The following is a 22482-nucleotide window of genomic DNA, read 5'->3' on the forward strand; positions in this document are numbered from 1 at the left end:
GCATACTCCACAGGCCGATCTGCGGGCGGCCTTCGGCCAGGGCTTTCTTGAAGGCGTTTTTCGGCATCTGCATGGCGTTTCCTCCTGGGTTCTGGCGTTATATTCCAGTTATAGCCGCTAGCCAGGATTGAAAAGCGGCGAAAAAGTCTTAACCAGAGCCGCCGGGATTTGCTACTATCCCAGCAATAGTCCATCCGCATTAGGAGAACGACCATGGATCAGGTTCCCGCTACCCGGCCCCAGGCCGGCCAGCAGCGCAGCCTATCGGTCGGTCGCGGTGGTGCTGGCGACAGTCTGCACAGCGCGCAGGATTATCTGACCTTCGCCATCGATGCCCAGGTCTATGGCATCGATATTCTGAGCGTGCGCGAAATCCGCGCCTGGACCGATGTGACCAATCTGCCCAACACGCCGGAATTTGTGCGCGGCATCATCAATCTGCGTGGCACAATTGTGCCGATTTACGATCTGCGCGTCCGGCTTGGTGGCGGCGTTACCAAACCCACCCGCATGCATGTGGTGATTGTGGTGGTGGCGGCCAATGGCACTTTTGGCCTGCTGGTCGATTCCGTGTCGGACATCCTGTCCATCGAGGACCGTGATTTGCAGCCGGTGCCGGAAACCGATGCGGCATCGGATTATCGTTTCCTGGCTGCGATTGTTGCCAATGACGAGCGCATGGTTTCAATCATCGACATGGACAAGCTGGTGACCGGCCAAGCCGCCTCGCAGATGCAACAGATTGCCGCTGCACCGGCCCAGGCACAGATCGCGGTGCAATAGTACCGCATATAATCTGTATGCCTATGATTTTGGCGTAATTCTGGCTTATTTTTGCGAATATCTCCCATGTGAGCGGAAAATAACTAACCCCTCACACTTCCCCTTCAGGTAGCGTTTCCTGGCCCTATAGCATAGGAGACGACGCATGTTTTTCGACCGCCTGGGAGTCAGCGGCAAATTGCTGCTGCAAGTCGCCCTGCTCGCCATTGCCCTGCTTGCCCTTTCCGGGCTGGCCCTGCAATCGCTGCGTGACACCATGCTGCGCGAAAAGCAGTTGATGGTGCGCAATATCGTTGAAACCGCCCTTGCCATTGCCAAGACCAATCACGAACGCGCCGGCAAGGGCGAGGTGAGTATGGAGGCGGCGCAGAAGGAGACCATCACGGCTTTGCGTGCCATGCGCTATGCCGGCAGCGAATATGTCTTTGCCATCACCATGGAGGGCATTGCGGTGGCGCATGGCGGCCGGCCGGCGCTGGAAGGCACCGACATGACCAACAACGCCACGTCCACGCCCAATAGCCGCAACGTAATCGGCGAAATGCGCGACAAGGCCCGTGCTGGTGGCGGCTATGTGGTCTACAGTTTTGCCAAGCCCGGCACACCGCCGGATTCCGAGCCGGCGCCGAAAATCGCCTATACCGCCGCCTTCACGCCATGGAACTGGTTCATCGGCACCGGCATCTATGTAGACGATGTGGATACCCAATTCCGCGCCAAGGCAGTGGAATTCGGCATCATCACCCTGGTGATGGCGCTGGTGCTGATCGGCCTGTCGCTGCTGATCCTGCGCAGCGTGCGCGGGCCATTGCGGGCCTTGAGCCTTATCATCCAGCGCCTGGCCGATGGCGAAACCGTTGGCGAGGTGGCCTATACCAATCGCCCCGACGAGATCGGCGGTATTGCCCGCGCCACGGCGGCGTTGCGCGAAGTGTCGCTGCTGGCGGCCCGCACCCAGAGCGGCCTGGAGAATGCCACCACCAATGTGATGGTGGCCGATACCGAGAACCGTATTGTTTATTGCAATCGCGCCGTGCTGGCATTGCTGCGCAATGCGGCAAGTGACATCCGCAAGGACTTGCCGCGCTTTGATCCCGATGCGCTGATCGGCCGCAATATTGATGAATTCCACAAGAATCCGTCGCATCAGCGCGGCATGCTGGCCAAACTATCCGGCACACATCGTTCACGCATCACGGTTGGTGGGCGGATTTTTGAACTGATCGTCAACCCGGCGGTGAATACGCGCGGCGCCCGCGTCGGCACCATGGTGGAATGGGCCGACATGACCGACCAGTTGCGCCTGGAGCGAGAGGTGATCGCCGCCATCGCCATGGCGAGCGAAAAGGGTTTTGCCGAGCGCGTTGACCTGGAAGGCAAAAACGGCTTCCTGCGCCAGCTTGGTGAAGCCGTGAACGGCCTGAGTGACAAGGCCCAGGGAATGACCCGCAACATCGCCGGCACCATCGAGGCGATGGCACGCGGCGACCTGAGCCGCCGCATCGCTGAGGATTATCCCGGCATCTTTGGCGAATTGCGTGACGGCGCCAATGAGACTGTTGATAAACTGCGCGAGGTGGTGAGCCAGATCACCGCCACCTCGAATGCCGTGCGCGATGCCTCGGCCGAAATTTCCGCCGGCAGCGCCGATCTAGCGGCCCGCACCGAGGCCCAGGCTGCCAGCCTGGAGCAGACCGCCGCCGCGATGCATCAGGTCACCGCCACGGTGAAGCAGAATGCCGATAACGCCCAGGCTGCCAATCAGTTGAGCCAGACCGCACGCGACACAGCCGCCAAGGGCGGCAGCGTGACCCAGGAAGCCGTGGCCGCCGTGCGCCGCATTGAGGAAAGTGCCCGAAAGATTTCGGATATCGTGGCACTGATCGACGAAATCGCCTTCCAGACGAATCTCTTGGCATTGAATGCCAGTGTGGAAGCCGCCCGCGCCGGCGAGGCCGGCAAAGGCTTCGCAGTCGTGGCGCAGGAAGTGCGCGCCCTGGCGCAGCGCAGCGCCAATGCCTCGAAGGATATCAAGGCCCTGATCAATGAATCGAATGCCCAGGTGAAAGCCGGCGCCAGCCTGGTGCATCAGGCCGGCGAGTCGCTGGATGAGATTGTCGGCGCGATCAAGAAAGTGTCGGATATCGTGGCCGAAATCGCGGCTGCTTCCAGCGAGCAGTCGCGCGGGCTGGACGAAGTGAATGCCGCCGTGGGCAATATGGACGAGATGACACAGCGTAATGGCGCCCTGGTGGAGCAGACCAGCGCCTCGGCGCAGCAGCTCGCCACCCAGGGCCAGACCTTGGCGCAGGTTGTGGGCTTCTTTAGAACATGAGGTAAGTCAAAGGGTTATCCGGATTGAATCGGATGGGTTGACGGGTCGGGCTTTGCCCGTCATGTTCGCGCCGCCCAGCAGAAAACCAGCCGGATTCCCAGCAAATGACGCAGATTCCCCCGCACGCCCTCGCCGCCAGCCACCACGACATGGCCAATGCCATCCGCGCCCTTGCGATGGATGCCGTGCAGCAGGCGAATTCGGGCCATCCCGGCATGCCGATGGGCATGGCCGATGTTGCCACCGTGCTGTTCACCCGTTTTCTGAAAGTCGACCCGGCACAGCCGCATTGGCCCAACCGCGACCGCTTCATCCTCTCGGCCGGCCATGGCTCGATGCTGCTCTATGCCCTGCTGCATCTCACCGGCTACCAGGATATGACGCTGGAGGAATTGAAGAATTTCCGCCAGATCGGCAGCCGCACGGCGGGCCATCCGGAATTCGGCCACGCCGATGGTATCGAAACCACCACCGGCCCGCTCGGCCAGGGCATTGCCAATGCGGTCGGCTTCGCGCTGGCTGAACGGCTGCTCAATGCCCGTTTCGGCGATGCGGTGGTGGATCACTACACCTATGTGATTGCCGGCGATGGCTGCCTGATGGAAGGCATCAGCCACGAGGCGATTTCGCTGGCCGGCCATCTCAAGCTGAACAAGCTGATCGTGCTGTTTGACGATAACGGCATCTCGATTGACGGCCCCACTTCGCTTTCGGTCAGCGACGACCAAGAGGCCCGCTTCAAGGCCAGCGGCTGGAATACCGCCGCCGTGGATGGCCATGATCCGGAAGCCGTGGCCGCTGCCATTGCCGCTGCACGCAACAGCGACAAGCCGACCATGATCGCCTGCAAGACCGTGATCGGCTTCGGCGCGCCCAAGAAAGCCGGCACTTCCGGCGTGCATGGCTCGCCGCTTGGCCCCGATGAGATCAAGGGCGCCCGCGAAAAGCTTGGCTGGCCCTATGCGCCGTTTGAGATTCCGGCACCGATCCTGGCCGCCTGGCGCCAGGCTGGCGCCAATGGCGCGGCGTATTCCGCCGCCTGGAACCAGGCCCTGGCCGCTTTGCCCGCCGCCGACCGCGCCGAATTTGAGCGCCGCGTGAAGGGCGACCTGCCGACCGAGTACGCAACCGCCTACAAGGCCTATATCGCCAAGCTGGTGGCCGACAAGCCGAAATGGGCAACGCGCAAATCCTCGCAGATGGCGCTGGAAGCACTTAACCCGGTGCTGCCGGAAGCCATCGGCGGCTCGGCCGACCTGACCGGCTCGAACAACACCAAGACTGCCGGCCTTGAGCCGGTGAAGCCCGGCGACTTCAAGGGCCGTTACATCTATTACGGCGTGCGCGAGCATGGCATGGCGGCGGCAATGAACGGCCTGGCGCTGCATGGCGGCGTTATCCCTTATGGCGGCACCTTCCTGGTATTCAGCGACTATTGCCGCAATTCGATCCGGCTCTCGGCCCTGATGGGCCAGCGCGTGATCTATGTCATGACGCATGATTCCATCGGCTTGGGCGAAGATGGCCCGACCCATCAGCCGGTTGAGCATGTTGCCTCGCTGCGCGCCATCCCCAACCTGCTGGTGCTGCGCCCGGCCGATGCGGTGGAAACCGCTGAAGCCTGGGACATCGCCTTCCGTTCCAAGGACCGCCCGGCCCTGCTCTGCCTGACGCGCCAGGATCTGCCGGCGCAGCGGATCAGTGACGCCGGCGAAAATCTCAGCGCCAAGGGCGGTTATGAATTGCTGCCGGCCAGTGCCGGCACCGCCCAGGTGACCCTGCTTGCCACCGGTTCGGAAGTGGCTATCGCCGCCGCCGCCCGCGCCACGCTGGAAGCCGAGGGCATCGGCACCCGCGTGGTTTCGCTGCCCTGCTTTGAATTGTTTGACGAACAGCCGGAAGCGTATCGCAAGGCCGTGCTGGGCCAAGCCACGGTGCGTATTGCCATTGAAGCAGGCGTGCACCAGGGCTGGGATGCCTATATCGGCGATGGCGGCGCCTTTATCGGCATGAAGGGCTTCGGCGCTTCCGGCCCGTTTGAGCAGCTTTACAAGCATTTCGGCATCACGCCGGAAGCCGTGGTGGCTGCCGCCAAGGCACGGCTGTAAAACACCGGCCTGGGTTTACGAAGTGTTCCGCCGCCGCCTTGGCGAAAGGTGGCGGCGCGGGGCGTCGCATGCTATAGCCTGCGCGCCCTGATATTGATTCCTGGCCTTACGCCCAGGCTGTTGAACACGCGAGATTTTCCGTGAGCCAAACGCCCCGTGCCGTCGCCGTCTCAACAACCCAGCCGCCGAGCAGCACCGCGCTGATCCGCCGTCTGCTGGCCGAACATGTGCGACCACATATCGGCACCTTGCTGATAGCAGCGCTCAGCATGGCCGTGGTGGCCGCTGCCACTGCCGGCAATGCCTGGCTGCTCAAGCCGATCCTGGATGGCCTGTTCGGGCGCGGCAATCCCGACTGGCTCTATCTGATTCCGGCCCTGGTGATCGGTGTGGCGCTGATCAAGGGTTTTGCCGGCTATCTCGAAGGCTCGCTGATGGGCGGCTTTGGCGAACGCATCATCGCAGATACGCAGATCCGCATGTATAACAAGCTGATGCATGCTGATCTGGCCTGGCTGCACCAGGTGCATTCCGGCAAGCTGATTGCCAGCTTCCTGTATGACGCGCATCTGCTGCGCGAAGCGGTGGGCAAGGCACTCACCGGCATTGTCAAGGACAGCCTCAGCCTGCTCTTCCTCGCCGCCGTGATGTTTGCGCAATACTGGGAATTGTCGCTGGTGGTCTGCGTGGTATTTCCCATGGTGGCGATTTTTTCGCGCCGCCTGGGCAAAAAAACCCGCAAGGGCTCGAAGCGCAGCCAGGAAGAAACCGGCAAGCTGACCACGATCCTGAGCGAGACCTTCGACGGCGCCCGCATGATCAAGGCCTATGGCATGGAAGAGCGCGAAACCGAGCGCGCCGCCCGCTCGGTGGAACAGCGCCTGGTGCACGCCATGCACGTGATCCGCGCCCGCGCCGCCGCCAGCCCGAGCACCGAAGCTTTGGGCGGCATCGCCATCGGCCTGGTGGCCTTCATCGGCGGGCAGCAGATCATTGCCGGCACCACCACACCCGGCACATTGGGCAGCTTCATCGCCGCCGTGCTGATGGCTTATCAGCCGCTGAAATCGCTCTCCACGCTGAATGTGTCGTTGCAGGAGGGCCTCGCCGCTGCCGAGCGGATTTTTGCGGTGTTGGACCAGGAAGTCACCATCCGCGATGCTGCTGATGCCAAGCCACTGGATGTGAAAGGCGGCGAAATCCGCTTTGACGCGGTGAGCTTCGCCTATGACCCCGAACATCCGGCGCTACGCAACGTCAACCTGCTGGTGCCGGCCGGCAGAAAGGCCGCGCTGGTGGGGGCTTCGGGTGCCGGCAAATCCACTGTGCTGAACCTGATCCCGCGCTTCTACGATGCCAGCCAGGGCCGCGTGCTGATCGACGGGCAGGATGTGCGCCATCTGACCTTGAACAGCCTGCGGCGCTCAATCGCGTTGGTGAGCCAGGAATTGACGTTGTTTGACGATACCGTGCGCAACAACATCGCCTATGGCCGCCCGGAAGCCAGCCAGGCCGATATTGAGGATGCCGCCCGCACCGCCGCCGCGCATGAATTCATCCAGGCTCTGCCGCAGGGCTACGACACCATGGTGGGCGAGAATGGTGTGAAGCTTTCCGGCGGCCAGCGCCAGCGCATTGCCATTGCCCGCGCCATGCTGCGCGATGCCCCGATCCTGCTGCTGGACGAAGCCACCTCGGCGCTTGATAGCGAAAGTGAGCGACTGATCCAGGAGGCATTGCGCCGCCTGATGCGTGGCCGCACCACACTGGTGATCGCGCATCGGCTATCCACCGTGATGGATGCTGATGTGATCTTTGTGCTGGAACACGGCAAGCTGGTGGAACAGGGCAGCCATGCTGAATTGCTTGGCCAGGGTGGCGTTTATGCGCGGCTCTATGCCACGCAATTCGCTGCCGGAGCGTGATCGGCGATGTCGATACTGAAACGCCTGTTGCGCAGCCGTGTCGCCCTGCGATTGGCGGCAGCCTGCATCGCTTTCTACATCCGTTTTGTGCATGCCACCTCACGCTGGCAGGTCATCGGCAGCGAGCATCTTGAAGCCCATTGGCAGGCCCGCAAGCCGGCTGTGGTGGCCTTTTGGCATGGCCGGCTGCTGATGCTGACCGTGGCCTGGCGCGGCAGCAGCATGACCATGCGGATCCTGATCTCGCAGCACCGCGATGGCGAATTGATTGCCCGCAGCCTGGAATTATTCGGCATCGGCGCGGTGCGCGGCTCCAGTGCCAATCCCAAAAAGGCCGGCAAGGAAAAAGGTGGCCGCGCCGCTTTGCGCACCATGGTGCAAGTGCTGAAAGAGGGCAATTGCATCGGCTTCACCCCGGATGGCCCGCGCGGCCCGCGCATGCGCGCCGGCCCCGGCGTGGTGGCCACGGCGCGGCTGGCGAAAGCGCCGATCCTGCCGGTTGCCTATGCCACGCGGCAGCGCAAGCTGATCCGCAGCTGGGATCGCTTCCACCTGCCCATGCCCTTCACCCGCGGCGTCACCATCTGGGGTGAGCCGCTGGATGTGTTTAGCGACACCAGCGAAAGCCTGGAAGCCGCAGCATTACGTGTAGAGCAGGCCCTGCTGGCCATCACCAACGAAGCCGACCGGCTCTGTGGCCATGCGCCCCTGGAGCCGGCGGCGCGGGAACAGCCCGATGCCTAAGGCGCCGGCATTCTGGTCGGCCGGGCAGAATTCGGCCGCCGCTGCAATCTGGCCGATGCTGCTCAGCCCGTTTGCCACACTTTACGGCATCGCCAACCGCTTCAATCGCGCTGCTGCGCGGCCGCAGGAAATTGCCGTGCCGGTGATTTCGATTGGTAATCTGGTGGCTGGCGGCGCCGGCAAAACCCCCAGCACCATTGCCCTGGCGCAGCGCTTGCGCGCCGCCGGCTGGCAGCCCGGCATTGTCAGCCGGGGTTATGGCGGCAGTGCTGCCGGCCCCTTGCAGGTAGACCCGCAGCAGCATGACGCCGCCCAGGTAGGCGACGAAGCCCTGCTGCTGGCGCAGGCGACCCCCACCTGGATCGGCCGCGACCGCCCGGCAGCGGCCCGCGCCGCAGCCCGCGCCGGCTGTGATCTGGTGCTGGCCGATGATGCACACCAGACCTATGTCCTGGCGCGTGATCTCAACATCCTGGTGGTGGATGGCGCGCAGGGCTTTGGCAATGGCATGTTGCTGCCGGCAGGCCCGTTGCGCGAGGGTATCCGCGAGGGCCTTGCGCGCAGCGATGCCATCATCCTGATTGGCAGGCCACAAAGCCGGGTTGATCTGGGTGATCTGCCGGTCTTCACCGCCAACCTGCTGCCGCAGCCCGAGGATGCCGCCGCCCTGCGCGGCGAGCGTGTGCTGGCCTTTGCCGGCATCGGCCGGCCGGAAAAGTTTTTCGCCACACTGAGCGAGCTTGGCGCCGAGATTGTGGCCCGGCACAGCTTCCCGGATCACGCGCCCTATGCGCCGGATACCATCATGCGGCTGGTGGAACAGGCGGTGGCGCTGAAGGCTGTGCCGGTCACCACGGCCAAGGATGCCCTGCGGCTGCCGGCCGAGGCCCGCGCCATGGTGCGTGTGCTGCGCGTGGCGCTGGCCTTCGAGGCGCCCGAGGCGCTGGATGCCTTTCTGGCCGAAAGACTGAACCATGCCTAAATGGGCAGGTGTCACATTGCGCGCCGAACCGCATGAATATGTCGCCTATTTCGGCGCGCGCTTTGCTTTGCTGCTGTTTGGCTGCCTGCCGCTGGATACAGCCTCGGCGCTGGGCGGCTGGCTGGCTCGCAAGATCGGGCCTCGCACCAGGGTGCATCGTGTCGCCGACCGGCAAATGCGTCTTGCCTTGCCGCATTTGAGCGATGCCGAACGCGCCAGCACGTTGCTGGGCATGTGGGATAATCTTGGCCGTGTGATGGCGGAATATCCGCATCTGCCAAAGCTGCGGCTGGGCGACCGGATTGAATTACACGGTGTTGAACATATCGATGCGGTGCGTGACAGCGGCAAGGCGGCGATCTTCTTCTCGGCGCATTACGGCAATTGGGAATTGATCAGCCTGGCCGGCACCCAAAGCGGCCTGCCGCTTACGCTGGTATATCGCGCCGCCAACAACCCACTGACCGAGGAATTGCTGCAAAGCCTGCGCCACCGCGCCAGCGGTGCGCGGCATGTGCCAAAAGGCGTACGTGCCGCCCGCGCTCTGCTGCAAGCACTGAATAATAATCAGTCGCTCGGCATGCTGGTGGATCAGAAATTGAATTCCGGCATCAGCGTGCCATTCTTTGGCCGCCCTGCGATGACCGCTCCAGCCATCGCCGAACTGGCGCTGCGTTTGCAATGCCCGGTGATCGGCGTGCGGGTAGAACGGCTTGGCAGCGCACGGTTCCGCGTGCTGGTGGAACCGCCCTTCCAACTCAGCCCCAGCGGCGAACGTGATGCCGACCTGCTGGCCGGCATGACGCGCATCCATGGTGTGCTGGAACGCTGGATCGCCGAGCGCCCGGACCATTGGTTCTGGGTCCATAAGCGCTGGCCGAAAGAGTAGCGGCCTACTCAGCCGCCTCGGCGCGGGTTGGATCGTAAGCCAGATTCGGCGCCAGCCAGCGTTCCATCTGATCCAGCGGCATGCCCTTGCGATTAGCATAATCCGCCACCTGATCACGCTGCACGCGGCCAACGCCAAAATAGCGGGCCTCAGGATGGCTGAAATACCAGCCACTCACTGCCGCCGAAGGCCACATGGCAAAACTCTCGGTCAGCGTGATGCCGGCCTTGTTGGTGGCATCCAGCAACTTGAACAAGGTTGCCTTCTCGGTATGGTCCGGGCAGGCCGGATAACCCGGCGCCGGCCGGATGCCGCGATACTTCTCGTTGATCAGATCATCATTGCTGAGTTGTTCGTCGGCGCCATACCCCCAGAATTCCTTGCGCACACGCTCATGCATGCGCTCGGCGAAGGCTTCCGCCAGGCGATCCGCCAGTGCCTGTGCCAGGATGCCGGAATAATCATCATGCTTGGCAGTGAATTCACGCTTGATCCAGTCATCCAGCCCGATGCCGGTGGTTACGGCAAAGGCACCGATATAATCCGCCACGCCGCTATCGCTGGGTGCAATATAATCCGCCAGGCAGAAATTGGCCCGCTCACCATCGCGCTTCATCTGCTGGCGCAGCATATGCAGCCGTGCCACTTCGGTGCCGCGTGTATCGTCGGCATAGAGGCTGATATCATCATGATGGATGCTGTTGGCCGGCCAGAAGCCGATCACCGCCGAGGCGCGTACCGGCTTTTCCTCCACCATGCGCTTCAGCATCTTCTGCGCATCTTCAAACAGGTTCCGCGCCGCTTCGCCCACCACATTATCGGTCAGGATCGCGGGATAGCGCCCGCGCAATTCCCAGGAAGCGAAAAACGGCGACCAGTCGATACGCTCGATCAACTCGGCTATCGGGTAATCCTCGAATACCTTCAGCCCGATGAAATTGGGCTTTGGCGCCTTATAGCCGGTCCAATCCAGCTTGGCCTTGTTGGCCCGCGCTTCATGAATGCTCTGGCGTGGGCCGGCATTGCGTTCACGCGAATGGATTTCCCGGATATTGGCATATTCATTGGCAATATCTGCCGTGTATGCCGAAGCATCGCTGGCCGAAGCCAGCTTGCCCGCCACACCGACGGCGCGCGAGGCATCGGTGACATAAACCACCGGCCCGGCATAATTCGGCGCGATCTTGACGGCGGTATGCACCTTGGACGTGGTGGCGCCGCCAATCAGCAGCGGCAGCGTGAAGCCCTCGCGCTGCATCTCGCTAGCGACATAACACATTTCGTCCAGGCTCGGCGTGATCAGGCCGGAAAGGCCGATGATATCCACCTTGTGCTTCTTGGCTTCTTCCAGGATGCGGGCGCAAGGCACCATCACGCCGAGATCAATCACCTCGTAATTATTACACTGGAGCACCACGCCAACGATATTCTTGCCGATATCGTGCACATCGCCCTTCACCGTGGCCATCAGCACCTTGCCGTTGGTCTGCGCCGGGCCGGAGGATTTTTCCGCCTCGATGAACGGCATCAGATAGGCCACGGCCTTTTTCATCACGCGGGCCGATTTCACCACCTGCGGCAGAAACATCTTGCCGGCGCCGAACAGGTCGCCAACGATGTTCATGCCATCCATCAGCGGGCCTTCGATCACTTCCAGCGGCCGCGTCACGGTTAGCCGGGCCTCTTCGGTATCTTCGTCAATATAATCCGTGATGCCCTGCACCAGGGCATGGGCCAGGCGGTCACGCACGGGCTTTTCTCGCCAGGAAAGATCGGCTTCCTGTTTCATTGCGCCGGTCTTGTAGCTTTCCGCCACTTCCAGAAGGCGTTCGGTGGCATCTGCGCGGCGATTGAGGATCACATCCTCCACACGCTCGCGCAATTCAGCCGGAATTTCCTCATAGATCGGCAACTGTCCGGCATTGACGATACCCATATCCATCCCGGCCTTGATGCCGTGATACAGGAATACCGCATGCATCGCCTCACGCAGCCGTTCATTGCCGCGGAAAGAGAAGCTGACATTGGAAACGCCGCCCGAGATATGCACATGCGGCAATTCGGCCCGCACCCGCTTGGTCGCCTCAAAAAATTCGACGGCGTAGTTGTTATGCTCTTCAATGCCGGTGGCAACAGCGAAGATGTTGAGATCGAAGATGATATCTTCCGGCGGAAAGCCGATACGCTCGGTCAGCAGCTTGTAGGCACGGGCGCAGATATCAAATTTACGCTGGGCTGTATCGGCCTGGCCCTGCTCGTCAAACGCCATCACCACCACAGCCGCGCCATAACGCAGCACTTTGGTGGCCTGGGCCAGGAACTGCGCCTCGCCTTCCTTCAGGCTGATGGAATTGACAATCGCCTTGCCCTGCACACATTGCAGGCCGGCCTCAATCACATCCCATTTGGAACTGTCGACCATCAGCGGCACGCGGCTGATATCCGGTTCCGAGGCGATCAGGTTGAGGTATTTCACCATCGCCGCCTTGGCGTCGAGCATGCCCTCGTCCATGTTCACGTCGAGGATTTGCGCGCCGCTTTCGACCTGCTGGCGCGCCACGGCCAGCGCCGCGTCATAATCACCACCGAGGATCAGTTTGCGGAATTTGGCCGAGCCGGTGACGTTGGTGCGTTCGCCGACATTGATAAAGACTGGGAGGCTCATGCTGCGGGCACCGCAAAAGGTTCTAGGCCGGCTAGGCGAAGTTGACGGGGGATGCTGGGAATAGCGCGTGGCTTTACATCGCGCACACTATCGGCAATGGCGCGGATATGGTCGGGTGTGGTGCCGCAGCAACCACCGACGATATTGACCAGGCCATGTTCGGCCCATTCGCGCAGATGTGCCGCCGTGGCATGCGGCGCTTCATCATATTCACCGAACTGATTGGGCAGGCCGGCATTGGGATAGGCGCTCACCTTGATATCGGCAACACGCGCAAGCTCGGCGACATAAGGCCGCATCTGCTGCGCACCAAAAGCGCAGTTCAGACCCACCGAAAACGGCTTGGCATGGCGCAGGCTGTTCCAGAATGCTTCTGTGGTCTGGCCTGAAAGGGTGCGGCCGGAGAGATCGGTGATGGTGCCGGAAATCATCACCGGCCATTGCTCGCCGAGTTCGTCGAACAATTCATACAGGCCGAATACCGCCGCCTTGGCATTCAACGTGTCGAAGATGGTTTCCACCAGCAGCAGGTCAGCTCCACCGGCCACCAGCCCGGCTGCCTGCATCTTGTAGGCTTCACGCAGTTCATCAAAGGTGATGTTGCGGAAATCCGGACGGTTCACATCCGGCGAAAGTGACGCGGTACGGTTGGTCGGCCCGATGGCGCCAGCGACAAAACGCGGCCGCGCCGGATCGGCGGCCGTCATTTCATCGGCGGCTTGGCGCGCCAGCCGGGCGCCTTCCAGGTTGATATCATCCACTGCAGCTTCGAGATGATAATCGGCCTGGCTGATCCAGGTGCCGCTAAAGGTATTGGTCTCAATGATATCGGCGCCGGCATCAAGATATTCCTTGTGCACCGCCAGGATCACATCGGGCCGTGTGATGTTGAGCAGGTCGTGATTGCCCTTGAGATCGCTATTCGCGCCGGCAAAGCGCGTGCCGCGATAATCCTGCTCCTGCAACTTGCGCCGCTGCAACATGGTGCCCATGGCGCCATCCAGCACCAGGATGCGCTCGGCAGCGGCTTGGTGCAAAGCCTGGCGGCGCTTGAGCCGCGCCGGCTTGTCGGCAGCGAGTATGGCTTTCAGATTTTCGATCATGCCTTGATCCCTCCGCTCAGGCGCCAGCCGGTGCCGGGCGCACGCCCAGTACATGGCATATGGCATAGGTCAGGTCGGCGCGGTTTAGCGTATAGAAATGGAATTCATCCAGCCCTGCTGCTTGCAGGCGGCGGCATTGCTCGGCGGCAATATGCGCCGCCACCATGCGGCGGGTTTCAGCATCGTCATCCAGCCCGTCGAACATATCCGCCAGCCAGGCCGGCACGCCGGCACCGCATGCCGCCGAAAAGCGCACCACCTGGCGGAAATTGGTCACCGGCAGGATACCCGGCACAATCGGCACCGTGATGCCGGCCGAGCGCGCCCGATCCAGGAAACGCAGGAAGGTTTCGGTATCGAAGAAATACTGCGAGATCAGCCGGGTGACGCCGGCATCCACCTTGCGCTTGAGATAATCCAGTTCCAGGCGCGGCGAAGTGCCATCGGGATGACCCTCCGGATAGCAGCCGGCACTGATCTCAAAATCCGCCACGCGGCGCAGGCCGGCCACCAGTTCGGCCGAATTGGCATAGCCCTGTGCATGTGGCTCGAAGCCCTTGCTGCCTTCCGGCGGATCGCCGCGCAACGCAACGATATGTTTGATGCCGGCTTCCCAGTAATGCCGCGCCACCTCGTCCACCTCTTCGCGCGGGGCGCCAACACAGGTGAGATGCGCCGCCGGCTTCAAGCCGGTTTCCTTGCGGATGCGCACCACAGTGTTATGCGTGCGCTCGCGGGTGGAGCCGCCGGCGCCATAGGTGACCGAGACAAAGCGCGGATTGAGCGGCGCCAGGCGGGTGACACAGCGCCACAGGCTCTCTTCCATCTCAACCGATTTGGGCGGAAAGAATTCGAACGAAACCTTGAGCGGGCCGAGACGGCGGGCCGAGGCGGCAATGGGATCGAGCTGGATCATGCGGCGACTATCTTCTTCACGGGTGAAACGGGGATGGTAGCAACAGCACGGCGCGCGGCACGCCAGACCTGCACGGTGAGCGGCTGGCCCGGCAGCACATGCGGCGGTGCCGGTTCCAGATCGGCGGCCAGACACCATTGCCGCACCTCGGCATCGGCAAAACCCAGCCGGCGATGCGCGTGTTCCTTGCGCAGGAATTCCAGGTCATGCGGGGCAAAATCAATCACGATCAACTGCCCGCCCGGGCGCAGCACACGGGCCGCCTCCTGGATTGCCTTGGCCGGCTCATCGGCATAATGCAGCACCTGATGCACTATCACGGCATCGAAGCTCTGCGCCGGCAGTTGCAGGTTATACATATCAGCCTGGCGCACCTGGGCATGGCGGATGCCGGCACGCTCCAGGTTGGTGCGCGCCATGGCCAGCATTTCGCGGCTGAGATCAACGCCAAGCCCGCTGCGATACTGACCACTCAGCACTTCCAGCAGCCGGCCGGTGCCGGTGCCGATATCCAGCAGATCACCCACCGGGCGCGGGCCGAGCAGTTCGGCTACGGCGGCTTCAACCTGCTTCTCATCAACGTAGAGCGAGCGAATCTGCGACCAGCGCGGCGCATTCTCACGGAAATAGGCTTCGGCCGCCTCGGCACGGGCACGCTTCACTGCCGCCAGCCTTTCGGCATCCCGGCCCAACGTGGCGTCTCCGCTCGGCAGCAAGGCGGTTACCGCGCGCACCAGCGGCGCCCCGCTCAGCCTTTCGCCCACCCGGTAGAAGGCCCAGGTGCCTTCCGGCACCCGTTCCAGCAGGCCGGCCTCGCACAGCAACTTCAGATGGCGCGACACGCGCGGCTGGCTTTGCCCCAAAATCTGGGTCAGTTCCGTCACCGTCAGCTCGGCCTGGCCGCATAAAGCCAGCAGCCGCAGCCGGGTCGGCTCGGCAGCAGCACGCAAAGCGGCCATCAGCATATCCAGGGTCAGGGCGGGTTCTTGGCTCGTCATGCGCAATACATAAACATATCTTTATATTTTTGTATAGCTTTTTGTGGCAAAGCGTGCGCGTCGTCATGAAAAAGACATTGCTATGGGCTTTGGTAGCCAGCATGCAATGCATTATAAGGAAATGATCAACGCTTCGCCTGCCCCGAAAGACCTTTCCAGATAGGACTTTACTGACGATGCCGCGCTTGCTTTCGCTGTCCCTGCCACCCCTTAACCGTCTGGCTGCCGGCTTGCTGCTGCTGGCCGGTCTGGCCTTCGGCAATGCCACTGCCGGTCGCGCCGCAGAGGCCGATGGTTTCATCCGCAAAGTCGGCGCCGAAACCCTGGAAGCGCTTGATCGCAGCCTGGCTGCAGACCGGCGCGAGGATTTGGTGCGCGAATTGCTGGAAAAGCACCTTGATCTGGCAACTGTCAGCCGCTTCTGCCTGGGGCGTTACAGCCGCCAGCTTACCGAGGCGCAGGCCAAGGAATATGACCCGCTCTTTGTGGAATATCTGGTCAAGGTCTATGCCGGCCTGCTGGCGCAGTATGACGGCCAGACCATGAGCGTGCATGACGGTACCAGCCGCGAGAGCGAACCCAGCGGCACCCAGCTGGTGCTGTCGCAGATCAACCGCAAGGCCGGGCCGCCAATCCGCGTTGAGTGGAAGGTGGTGGAAAAGGGCGGCCAACCCAAGGTGACCGATGTGATCATCGAAGGGGTGAGCATGGCCTTCACCCAGCGCCAGCAATTCGAATCCGTGATCCAGAATAACGGCGGCAAGGTGGAAGCCCTGTTCCCTGCCCTGCGCAAGCAGATCAGCCGCTGACACAGAAGCGGCGCCGTTGAGCCAACGGCGCCGCTTTATAAGAAATATGGCTGACGCTCAGCTGACGCCGGCCGGTTGCGCGGTCAATTCCAGGGCATAGCCGGCGGAACGCACCGTGCGGATCACATCATCCTCGCCCTCGCCATTCAGCGCCTTGCGCAGACGGCGGATATGCACATCCACCGTGCGCTGCTCCACATAGATGTCGCGCCCCCACACCGAATCGAGCAGTTGATCGCGCGACAGCACGCGGCCTGGATGCTCCAGGAAAAACCGCAGCAGGCGGAACTCGGTCGGGCCAAGATGCACTTCACGGCCGTTGCGCGTCACCTTATGCGTGGCGATATCCATCACCAAGCCGCCATAGGTCAGCACCTCCTCGGCCAAAGCCGGGCGGATGCGGCGCAACACCGCGCGGATACGCGCCAGCAATTCGCTCGGGCTGAACGGCTTGGCAATATAATCATCCGCGCCGGCATCCAGGCCGCGCACCCGATCAGCTTCCTCGCCGCGCGCCGTCAGCATGATGATCGGCACATTGCGGGCATTCGGATCGCGGCGCAGCTGGCGGCACACTTCCAGGCCGGAAAGTCTGGGCAGCATCCAATCCAGCAGGATCAGGTCGGGCATATGCTCGGCGACACGCAGCAGGGCCTGTTCGCCATCCACCGCCTCGTCGACCACATAATTTTCCTTTTCGAGGTTGTAACGCAGCAGCGCCAGCAGCGCAGCCTCATCCTCGATTACCAGCACCCGCGGCTTCATCGCCACGCTCATCGGATTACTCCCCTGCCTTTTCGACAGATGCAAAACTGGTCTGGTCGCCCTTCGGGCGCTCATCCTTAAGCATCTCGCCCTTCACCGAATAATGGATCAGTTCGGCGATGTTGGTGGTGTGGTCGCCAATACGCTCGATATTCTTGGCGATGAACAGCAGATGCGTGCAGGCGGTGATGGAGCGTGGATCTTCCATCATGTAGGTCAGCAATTCGCGGAACAGGCTGTTATACATGTCGTCCACATCCTCGTCGCGCAGCCAGACCGCATCGGCCTTGGCGGCATCGCCGGAGATATAGGCGTCCAGAGTGTCCTTGATCATTGCCTGCACCAGCGCCGCCATGCGCGGCACGGCATTGACCGGCCGCACCACCGGCGCCTGGTTCAGCACCAGCGAACGCTTGGCAACATTCTTGGCATAATCGCCGATACGCTCCAGTTCCGAGGAAATCCGCAGCGCTGAAACGATGATGCGCAGATCAATCGCCATCGGCTGGCGCAAAGCCAGCAGATTGATGGCGAATTCGTCAAGCTGGTTGCGCAGGGCATCCACCTTGGCATCACCCTTCACCACTTCGGCGGCCAGGTCTGAATCGCGCTTCGCCACAGCCTCGACGGCTGCGGCAAGCTGCGATTCGGCAAGGCCGCCCATCTGCACCACCATGGTGCCGAGGCGCTTGAGATCCTCGTCATAGGCTTTGACGGTGTGGCTGGCATTGGTCATGGCGGTCCTCGCTTGTCCGGGGGGCGGCGTCAGCCGAAGCGCCCGGTGATATAACCCTGGGTACGTTCGTCGCTGGGATTGGTGAAGATGGTTTTGGTATCACCCGCTTCCACCAGGATACCAAGATGGAAGAAAGCGGTTTTCTGCGACACGCGCGCCGCTTGCTGCATCGAATGGGTAACGATCACGATGGTGTAGTTTTCGCGCAATTCGTCGATCAGCTCCTCGATATGCGCGGTGGCAATCGGGTCAAGCGCCGAACAGGGTTCGTCCATCAGGATCACCTCGGGCGAGACCGCAAGCGCGCGCGCGATGCAGAGACGCTGCTGCTGGCCGCCGGAAAGACCGGTGCCGGCTTCATTGAGGCGGTCGCCCACTTCCTTCCACAAGCCGGCCTGCTTCAGGCTCTTTTCCACGATCATGTCCAGCTCGTCGCGATTCTCGGCCAGGCCATGGATGCGCGGGCCATAGGCGACATTCTCATAGATCGTCTTCGGAAACGGGTTCGGCTTCTGGAACACCATGCCGACGCGGGCGCGCAACTGCACCACATCCACATCGCCGTCATAGATATCCAGCGTATCGAGGCGGATTTCACCATCAACGCGGCAGCCGCGCACGGTGTCATTCATACGGTTGAGCGAGCGCAGGAAGGTGGACTTGCCGCAACCCGACGGGCCGATCAGCGCAGTGACCGAGTTGGCCGGGATATCAAGATCGATCTGCTTCAGCGCCTGCTTGTCGCCATAGAACACGTCGACCTTGCGGGCCAACATCTTCACGGTGTTGGTGGCGGTTTGACTATTGGGCATGGGAGGCTTTCCTATTGATTACCAGCGACGCTCGAACTTTTTCCGCAGCAGGATCGCTGCAAGATTCATCAGCAGCAGGAAAACCAGCAGCACGATAATCGCCGCCGATGTTTTTTCCACGAAGCCACGCTCAGCACTATCGGCCCACATGAAGACCTGCACTGGCAGCACGGTGGCGGCATCCACCGGCGAAACCGGAACATCAACAATGAAGGCCACCATGCCGATCATCAAAAGCGGCGCAGTTTCACCCAGCGCATGCGCCATGGCGATAATGGTGCCGGTGAGGATGCCCGGCATCGCCAGCGGCAAGGCGTGGTGCAGCACCGCCTGCAACGGCGAGGCACCAAGCCCGAGCGCGGCCTGCCGGATTGAGGGTGGCACGGCGCGCAAGGCGGCACGGGCGGCGATAATGATCACCGGCAGGCTCATCAGCGCCAGCACCAGGCCACCAACCAGCGGCGCCGAACGCGGCATACCGAAAAAGCCGATAAACACCGCCAGGCCAAGCAGACCGTAGACAATCGAAGGGACGGCGGCGAGGTTGTTGATATTGACCTCGATAATCTCGGTCCAGCGGTTCTTGGGGGCGAATTCCTCAAGATAGATCGCCGCCATGATGCCAAGCGGGAAAGCCACGATCAGCGTGATCAGCAATGTGTAGAAAGAACCCACCACACCGCCCCAGACACCGACCAGTTCCGGCTCGCGGCTATCGGCGCCGGTGAAGAAACGGGTGTTGAACTGTAATTCCAGGTCGCCGCTGGCCCTCAAGGCCTCGATCCACTTAACCTGTGTGTCCTTGATCTTGCGCTCACCCTCGGCAGCCCCGGTATCAACCTGGCCTTTCACGAACACATCCACATCCGAGGACGTCGGCAGCCAGACCTGGCGCTTGGTGCCGATCAGGCCGGGCTCGGCCACCACCATGCGGCCAAGCTGCGATTCTGCGCCGGCACTGATCAGGCCCTGCAATTGCCGCCGCTCGCCCCGGCTGCGTACTTCCGGGAAGCGCTGCTGCAACGCAGCGAGGATCAATGCGCCGTAATTACCCTGCATGATCTGGCGCGGATCGGTGGTGCCGGGAGGCGCCACCTGGTCCGCTGTGAATTCGATCTCAAGCCGAACATGGGTCTGGCGGAAAGCTGTGAAGCCGTTGCTCAGAATTGTGGTCAACAACACGGCCAGGGCAGCCAGCGAAAACACGATGGCGGCCAAGCCGATCAAGCGGAAGCGGCGTTCAGCGGCATAGCGCGCCTTGAGACGGCGGGTCGCCGCCTCGGTCATGTGCTTGCCGGTGCCAGAGGCCGCAGCGATAGCAGAATTCTCCACGGCCATATCAGTCATATTGCTCTCGATATTTCTTCACGATGCGCAGGGCGGCGATATTGAGCGACAGAGTGACAACGAACAGCACCAGGCCAAGGGCGAAGGCAGCTAGGGTCTTAGGACTGTCAAATTCCTGATCGCCCACCAGCAGGGCGGCGATATGCACCGTCACCGTACTGACAGCGGCCAGTGGGTTGGCGGTGATATTGGCAGCCAGGCCAGCGGCCATCACCACGATCATGGTTTCACCCAGCGCACGGCTGAAGGCCAGGATCACTGAGGCGGCAATACCCGGCAAAGCGGCCGGCAGGATCACCCGCTTGATGGTTTCCGATTGTGTTGCGCCGAGGCCATAGGAGCCATCGCGCAGGCTTTGCGGCACCGCATTGATCACATCGTCAGACAGCGACGAGACAAACGGGATGATCATGATGCCCATCACCAGGCCGGCAGCAAGCGCCGATTGCGAGGCGACCTGCAACCCGATGCCTTCGCCCAGGCGCTGCACAAAGGGCGCTACAGTAAGGGCGGCGAAGAAGCCGTAGACTACGGTGGGAATGCCGGCCAGCACTTCCAGCGCCGGCTTGACCCAGGCGCGCAGACCCTGCGGCGCATATTCGGCCATATACACTGCGCTCATCAGGCCAACCGGCACTGCCACGATCATGGCGATGGCCGCGATCAGCAGCGTGCCGGCGAAAAGCGGCACCGCGCCAAATGCGCCCGAGGAACCGACCTGATCGGCACGAATTGCCATCTGCGGCGACCAGGTGAGACCAAACAGGAATTCGAGCGGGTTGACCTTGGCAAAGAAGCGGCTGGCTTCAAACACCAGCGACAGCACAATGCCGATGGTGGTGAACACCGCCAGCACGGAGGCAATGATGAGCATCCAATTGGCAACGCGCTCAACCTGATTGCGAGCGCGGAACTTTGGCGACAGGCGCTTGAGGCCGAGCAGCATGCCGCCAATCGACAGGCACAATGTCAGCAGCCACAAAGCGGCATCGCCGGTCTGGCGCAGGCTGATGTAATGTTCAGCCACTTGGCGCAGCACAGGATCGGCACGATCCATCGGCACCAGGCCATAGGCGATATTGCGCACATTCGACATGGTGAGCGAAAGCTGGTCGGCGCGCTGCGCCAGCAACTCAGGCGGCAGCGCATTCTGCACCAGCAGGCGCACCACACTATCTTCGGCGGCAACCCAGAGCAGGAACAGCAGCGCAGCCGGCAGGCCGCACCAGATCACCACATACCAGCCGTAGAAGGTAGGCAGGCTGTGCAGGTTGGTGATTTTGCCACCTGCGCTGCTCATGGCGCGGCGACGGCCGAGCAGATAGCCAGCCAGGGTTAGTATCAGCAGAACCGCCAGCAACAACGATATCGACATTATGCCCCCAGCGGCGCTGGTTTGATGAAACGCGAAACGGAACCAGGCAAAGCTGCCGGCGGCTGGATTCCCAGCCGCCGGCCTTTGGCTTTACATCGCCAGGTTGGTCAGGCTCAGCACCTGCGAGCGGACTTTTTCCAGCTCAGCCTTCGGCATCGCCACCAGGCCCTTCTTCTCCAGATAGCCACCAGCCGCCATCGAGCGGTCGGAAACATACTCGGCAATGAATTCCTTCATGCCCGGCACCACGCCGACATGGGCCTTCTTGGCATAAACGAACAACGGGCGCGAAACCGGATACTTGCCCGAGGAAATGGTGTCGAAATCGGGTTCAACGCCATCAACCATCAGACCCTGCAACTTGTCGGCATTCTCTTCCAGGAAGGAATAACCGAACACGCCGAGCAGGCCGGTGCTGCCCGAAGCCAGACGCTGCACGATCAGATTGTCGTTCTCGCCGGCTTCGATGAAGGCGCCATCCTCACGGATCTTGGCGCAGGCAGTGGCCTGAGCCTTCTTGTCGGTGATCGCCTTGACTTCCGGGAATGCCTTGCAGCCATGGTCCATAACCAGCTCAACGAAGCTGTCACGGGTGCCGGAGGTCGGCGGCGGGCCCATCACTTCGATCTTCCAATCCGGCAGGCTGGCATCGATCTGCTTCCAGGTCTTGTAGGGGTTGGCAACGAGCTGGCCGTTCACCGGCACCTGCGCGGCCAGCGCCAGCCAGATATGCTCGCGCTTCAGGTTGACCTTCGGGCCGCCCTTTTTCATCGCGACGGCGATGCCGTCAAAGCCCACCTTCATCTCGACGATTTCTTTCACGCCATTGGCGGCGCATTGCTCAAACTCGGCCTTGGTGATGGCGCGCGAGGCATTGGTGAAATCCGGATGCTGGGTGCCAACGCCGCCGCAGAACAGCTTCATGCCGCCGCCGGTGCCGGTGCTTTCCACGATCGGGGCCTTGAAGCCGCCGGTCTGGCTGAAGCGCTCGGCCACAGTGGTGGTGAAGGGATAGACGGTGGAGGAGCCGACCACGCGGATCTGGTCGCGCGCGGCCTGGGCGGAAGCTTGATCGGCAAGGCCGAGCGACGCGGTCGTCGCCAGGGCCGCCAGGAGGAGAGTCTGCTTGATCACGGTGAAACCTCTCTTAAGTGGCAGGGCGTGCGGCCGGGCGGAACACCCTGGCTGCG

18 protein-coding genes are annotated in these 22482 nt (G+C 62.1%); 8 read left to right on the forward strand and 10 right to left on the reverse strand.

Annotated features, from left to right (window positions below; genetic code table 11):
- The first annotated feature begins 213 nt into the window (after window positions 1–213).
- From KBB36_RS15655 to KBB36_RS15685, 7 genes are all read left to right on the forward strand, one after another.
- Entirely contained in the window at window positions 214–783 is a 570-nt protein-coding gene (locus KBB36_RS15655; RefSeq protein ID WP_290982889.1) for a chemotaxis protein CheW, read from the forward strand.
- Between the two features lie 145 nt (window positions 784–928).
- The gene (locus KBB36_RS15660) at window positions 929–3118 is read left to right on the forward strand and encodes a methyl-accepting chemotaxis protein (RefSeq protein ID WP_290982892.1); all 2190 of its coding nucleotides are present in this window, start codon (window positions 929–931) and stop codon (window positions 3116–3118) included.
- A 104-nt stretch (window positions 3119–3222) separates the two neighbouring features.
- Window positions 3223–5226, forward strand: a complete 2004-nt coding sequence (gene tkt, locus KBB36_RS15665) for a transketolase (protein WP_290982895.1) — start codon at window positions 3223–3225, stop codon at window positions 5224–5226.
- A 140-nt stretch (window positions 5227–5366) separates the two neighbouring features.
- On the forward strand, window positions 5367–7151 hold the full coding sequence (gene msbA / locus KBB36_RS15670) for a lipid A export permease/ATP-binding protein MsbA (RefSeq protein WP_290982897.1): 1785 nt from the start codon (window positions 5367–5369) through the stop codon (window positions 7149–7151).
- 6 nt (window positions 7152–7157) lie between these two features.
- Window positions 7158–7895 (forward strand): lysophospholipid acyltransferase family protein, encoded by a 738-nt coding sequence (locus tag KBB36_RS15675; protein ID WP_290982901.1) that lies wholly within the window; start codon window positions 7158–7160, stop codon window positions 7893–7895.
- Complete coding sequence (lpxK, locus tag KBB36_RS15680) at window positions 7888–8877, forward strand: tetraacyldisaccharide 4'-kinase (RefSeq protein WP_290982904.1); 990 nt, start codon at window positions 7888–7890, stop codon at window positions 8875–8877. The genes KBB36_RS15675 and lpxK overlap by 8 nt, the downstream gene beginning before the upstream one ends.
- The gene (locus KBB36_RS15685; RefSeq protein ID WP_290982906.1) at window positions 8870–9766 is read left to right on the forward strand and encodes a lauroyl acyltransferase; all 897 of its coding nucleotides are present in this window, start codon (window positions 8870–8872) and stop codon (window positions 9764–9766) included. Before lpxK ends, KBB36_RS15685 begins: the two co-directional genes overlap by 8 nt.
- 4 nt (window positions 9767–9770) lie before the next feature.
- On the opposite strand, the gene metH is transcribed toward KBB36_RS15685, so the two are convergent.
- Genes metH through KBB36_RS15705 form a run of 4 tightly spaced genes read right to left on the reverse strand, consistent with a single transcriptional unit; the run spans window position 9771 to window position 15448 of the window.
- Window positions 9771–12431: a methionine synthase gene (gene metH / locus KBB36_RS15690; RefSeq protein ID WP_290982908.1), complete on the reverse strand. Its 2661-nt coding sequence runs from the start codon at window positions 12429–12431 to the stop codon at window positions 9771–9773.
- A complete protein-coding gene (locus tag KBB36_RS15695; RefSeq protein ID WP_290982910.1) occupies window positions 12428–13534 on the reverse strand; it encodes a homocysteine S-methyltransferase family protein in 1107 nt (368 codons plus the stop codon). Before KBB36_RS15695 ends, metH begins: the two co-directional genes overlap by 4 nt.
- Window positions 13535–13550: 16 nt before the next feature.
- The gene (metF, locus tag KBB36_RS15700; RefSeq protein ID WP_290982912.1) at window positions 13551–14450 is read right to left on the reverse strand and encodes a methylenetetrahydrofolate reductase [NAD(P)H]; all 900 of its coding nucleotides are present in this window, start codon (window positions 14448–14450) and stop codon (window positions 13551–13553) included.
- Window positions 14447–15448 (reverse strand): metalloregulator ArsR/SmtB family transcription factor, encoded by a 1002-nt coding sequence (locus tag KBB36_RS15705; RefSeq protein ID WP_290982914.1) that lies wholly within the window; start codon window positions 15446–15448, stop codon window positions 14447–14449. Before KBB36_RS15705 ends, metF begins: the two co-directional genes overlap by 4 nt.
- 176 nt (window positions 15449–15624) lie before the next feature.
- Here KBB36_RS15705 and KBB36_RS15710 point away from each other — a divergent pair, with 176 nt between their 5' ends.
- Entirely contained in the window at window positions 15625–16257 is a 633-nt protein-coding gene (locus KBB36_RS15710) for a phospholipid-binding protein MlaC (RefSeq protein ID WP_290982916.1), read from the forward strand.
- Between the two features lie 57 nt (window positions 16258–16314).
- Here KBB36_RS15710 and phoB read toward each other — a convergent pair whose 3' ends face one another.
- The 6 genes from phoB to KBB36_RS15740 form a co-directional block, all read right to left on the reverse strand.
- Window positions 16315–17034, reverse strand: a complete 720-nt coding sequence (phoB, locus tag KBB36_RS15715) for a phosphate regulon transcriptional regulator PhoB (protein WP_290982918.1) — start codon at window positions 17032–17034, stop codon at window positions 16315–16317.
- 4 nt (window positions 17035–17038) lie between these two features.
- Window positions 17039–17758 (reverse strand): phosphate signaling complex protein PhoU, encoded by a 720-nt coding sequence (gene phoU / locus KBB36_RS15720; RefSeq protein WP_290982920.1) that lies wholly within the window; start codon window positions 17756–17758, stop codon window positions 17039–17041.
- Between the two features lie 29 nt (window positions 17759–17787).
- Entirely contained in the window at window positions 17788–18570 is a 783-nt protein-coding gene (pstB, locus tag KBB36_RS15725; protein WP_290982922.1) for a phosphate ABC transporter ATP-binding protein PstB, read from the reverse strand.
- Between the two features lie 18 nt (window positions 18571–18588).
- Window positions 18589–19857: a phosphate ABC transporter permease PstA gene (pstA, locus tag KBB36_RS15730; protein ID WP_290982946.1), complete on the reverse strand. Its 1269-nt coding sequence runs from the start codon at window positions 19855–19857 to the stop codon at window positions 18589–18591.
- A gap of 52 nt (window positions 19858–19909) precedes the next feature.
- Window positions 19910–21292 (reverse strand): phosphate ABC transporter permease subunit PstC, encoded by a 1383-nt coding sequence (gene pstC / locus KBB36_RS15735; protein ID WP_290982924.1) that lies wholly within the window; start codon window positions 21290–21292, stop codon window positions 19910–19912.
- A 90-nt stretch (window positions 21293–21382) separates the two neighbouring features.
- Window positions 21383–22426: a PstS family phosphate ABC transporter substrate-binding protein gene (locus KBB36_RS15740; RefSeq protein WP_290982926.1), complete on the reverse strand. Its 1044-nt coding sequence runs from the start codon at window positions 22424–22426 to the stop codon at window positions 21383–21385.
- Between the last annotated feature and the right edge of the window lie 56 nt (window positions 22427–22482).

The organism is Ferrovibrio sp., assembly GCF_017994015.1.
Lineage (GTDB): Bacteria > Pseudomonadota > Alphaproteobacteria > Ferrovibrionales > Ferrovibrionaceae > Ferrovibrio.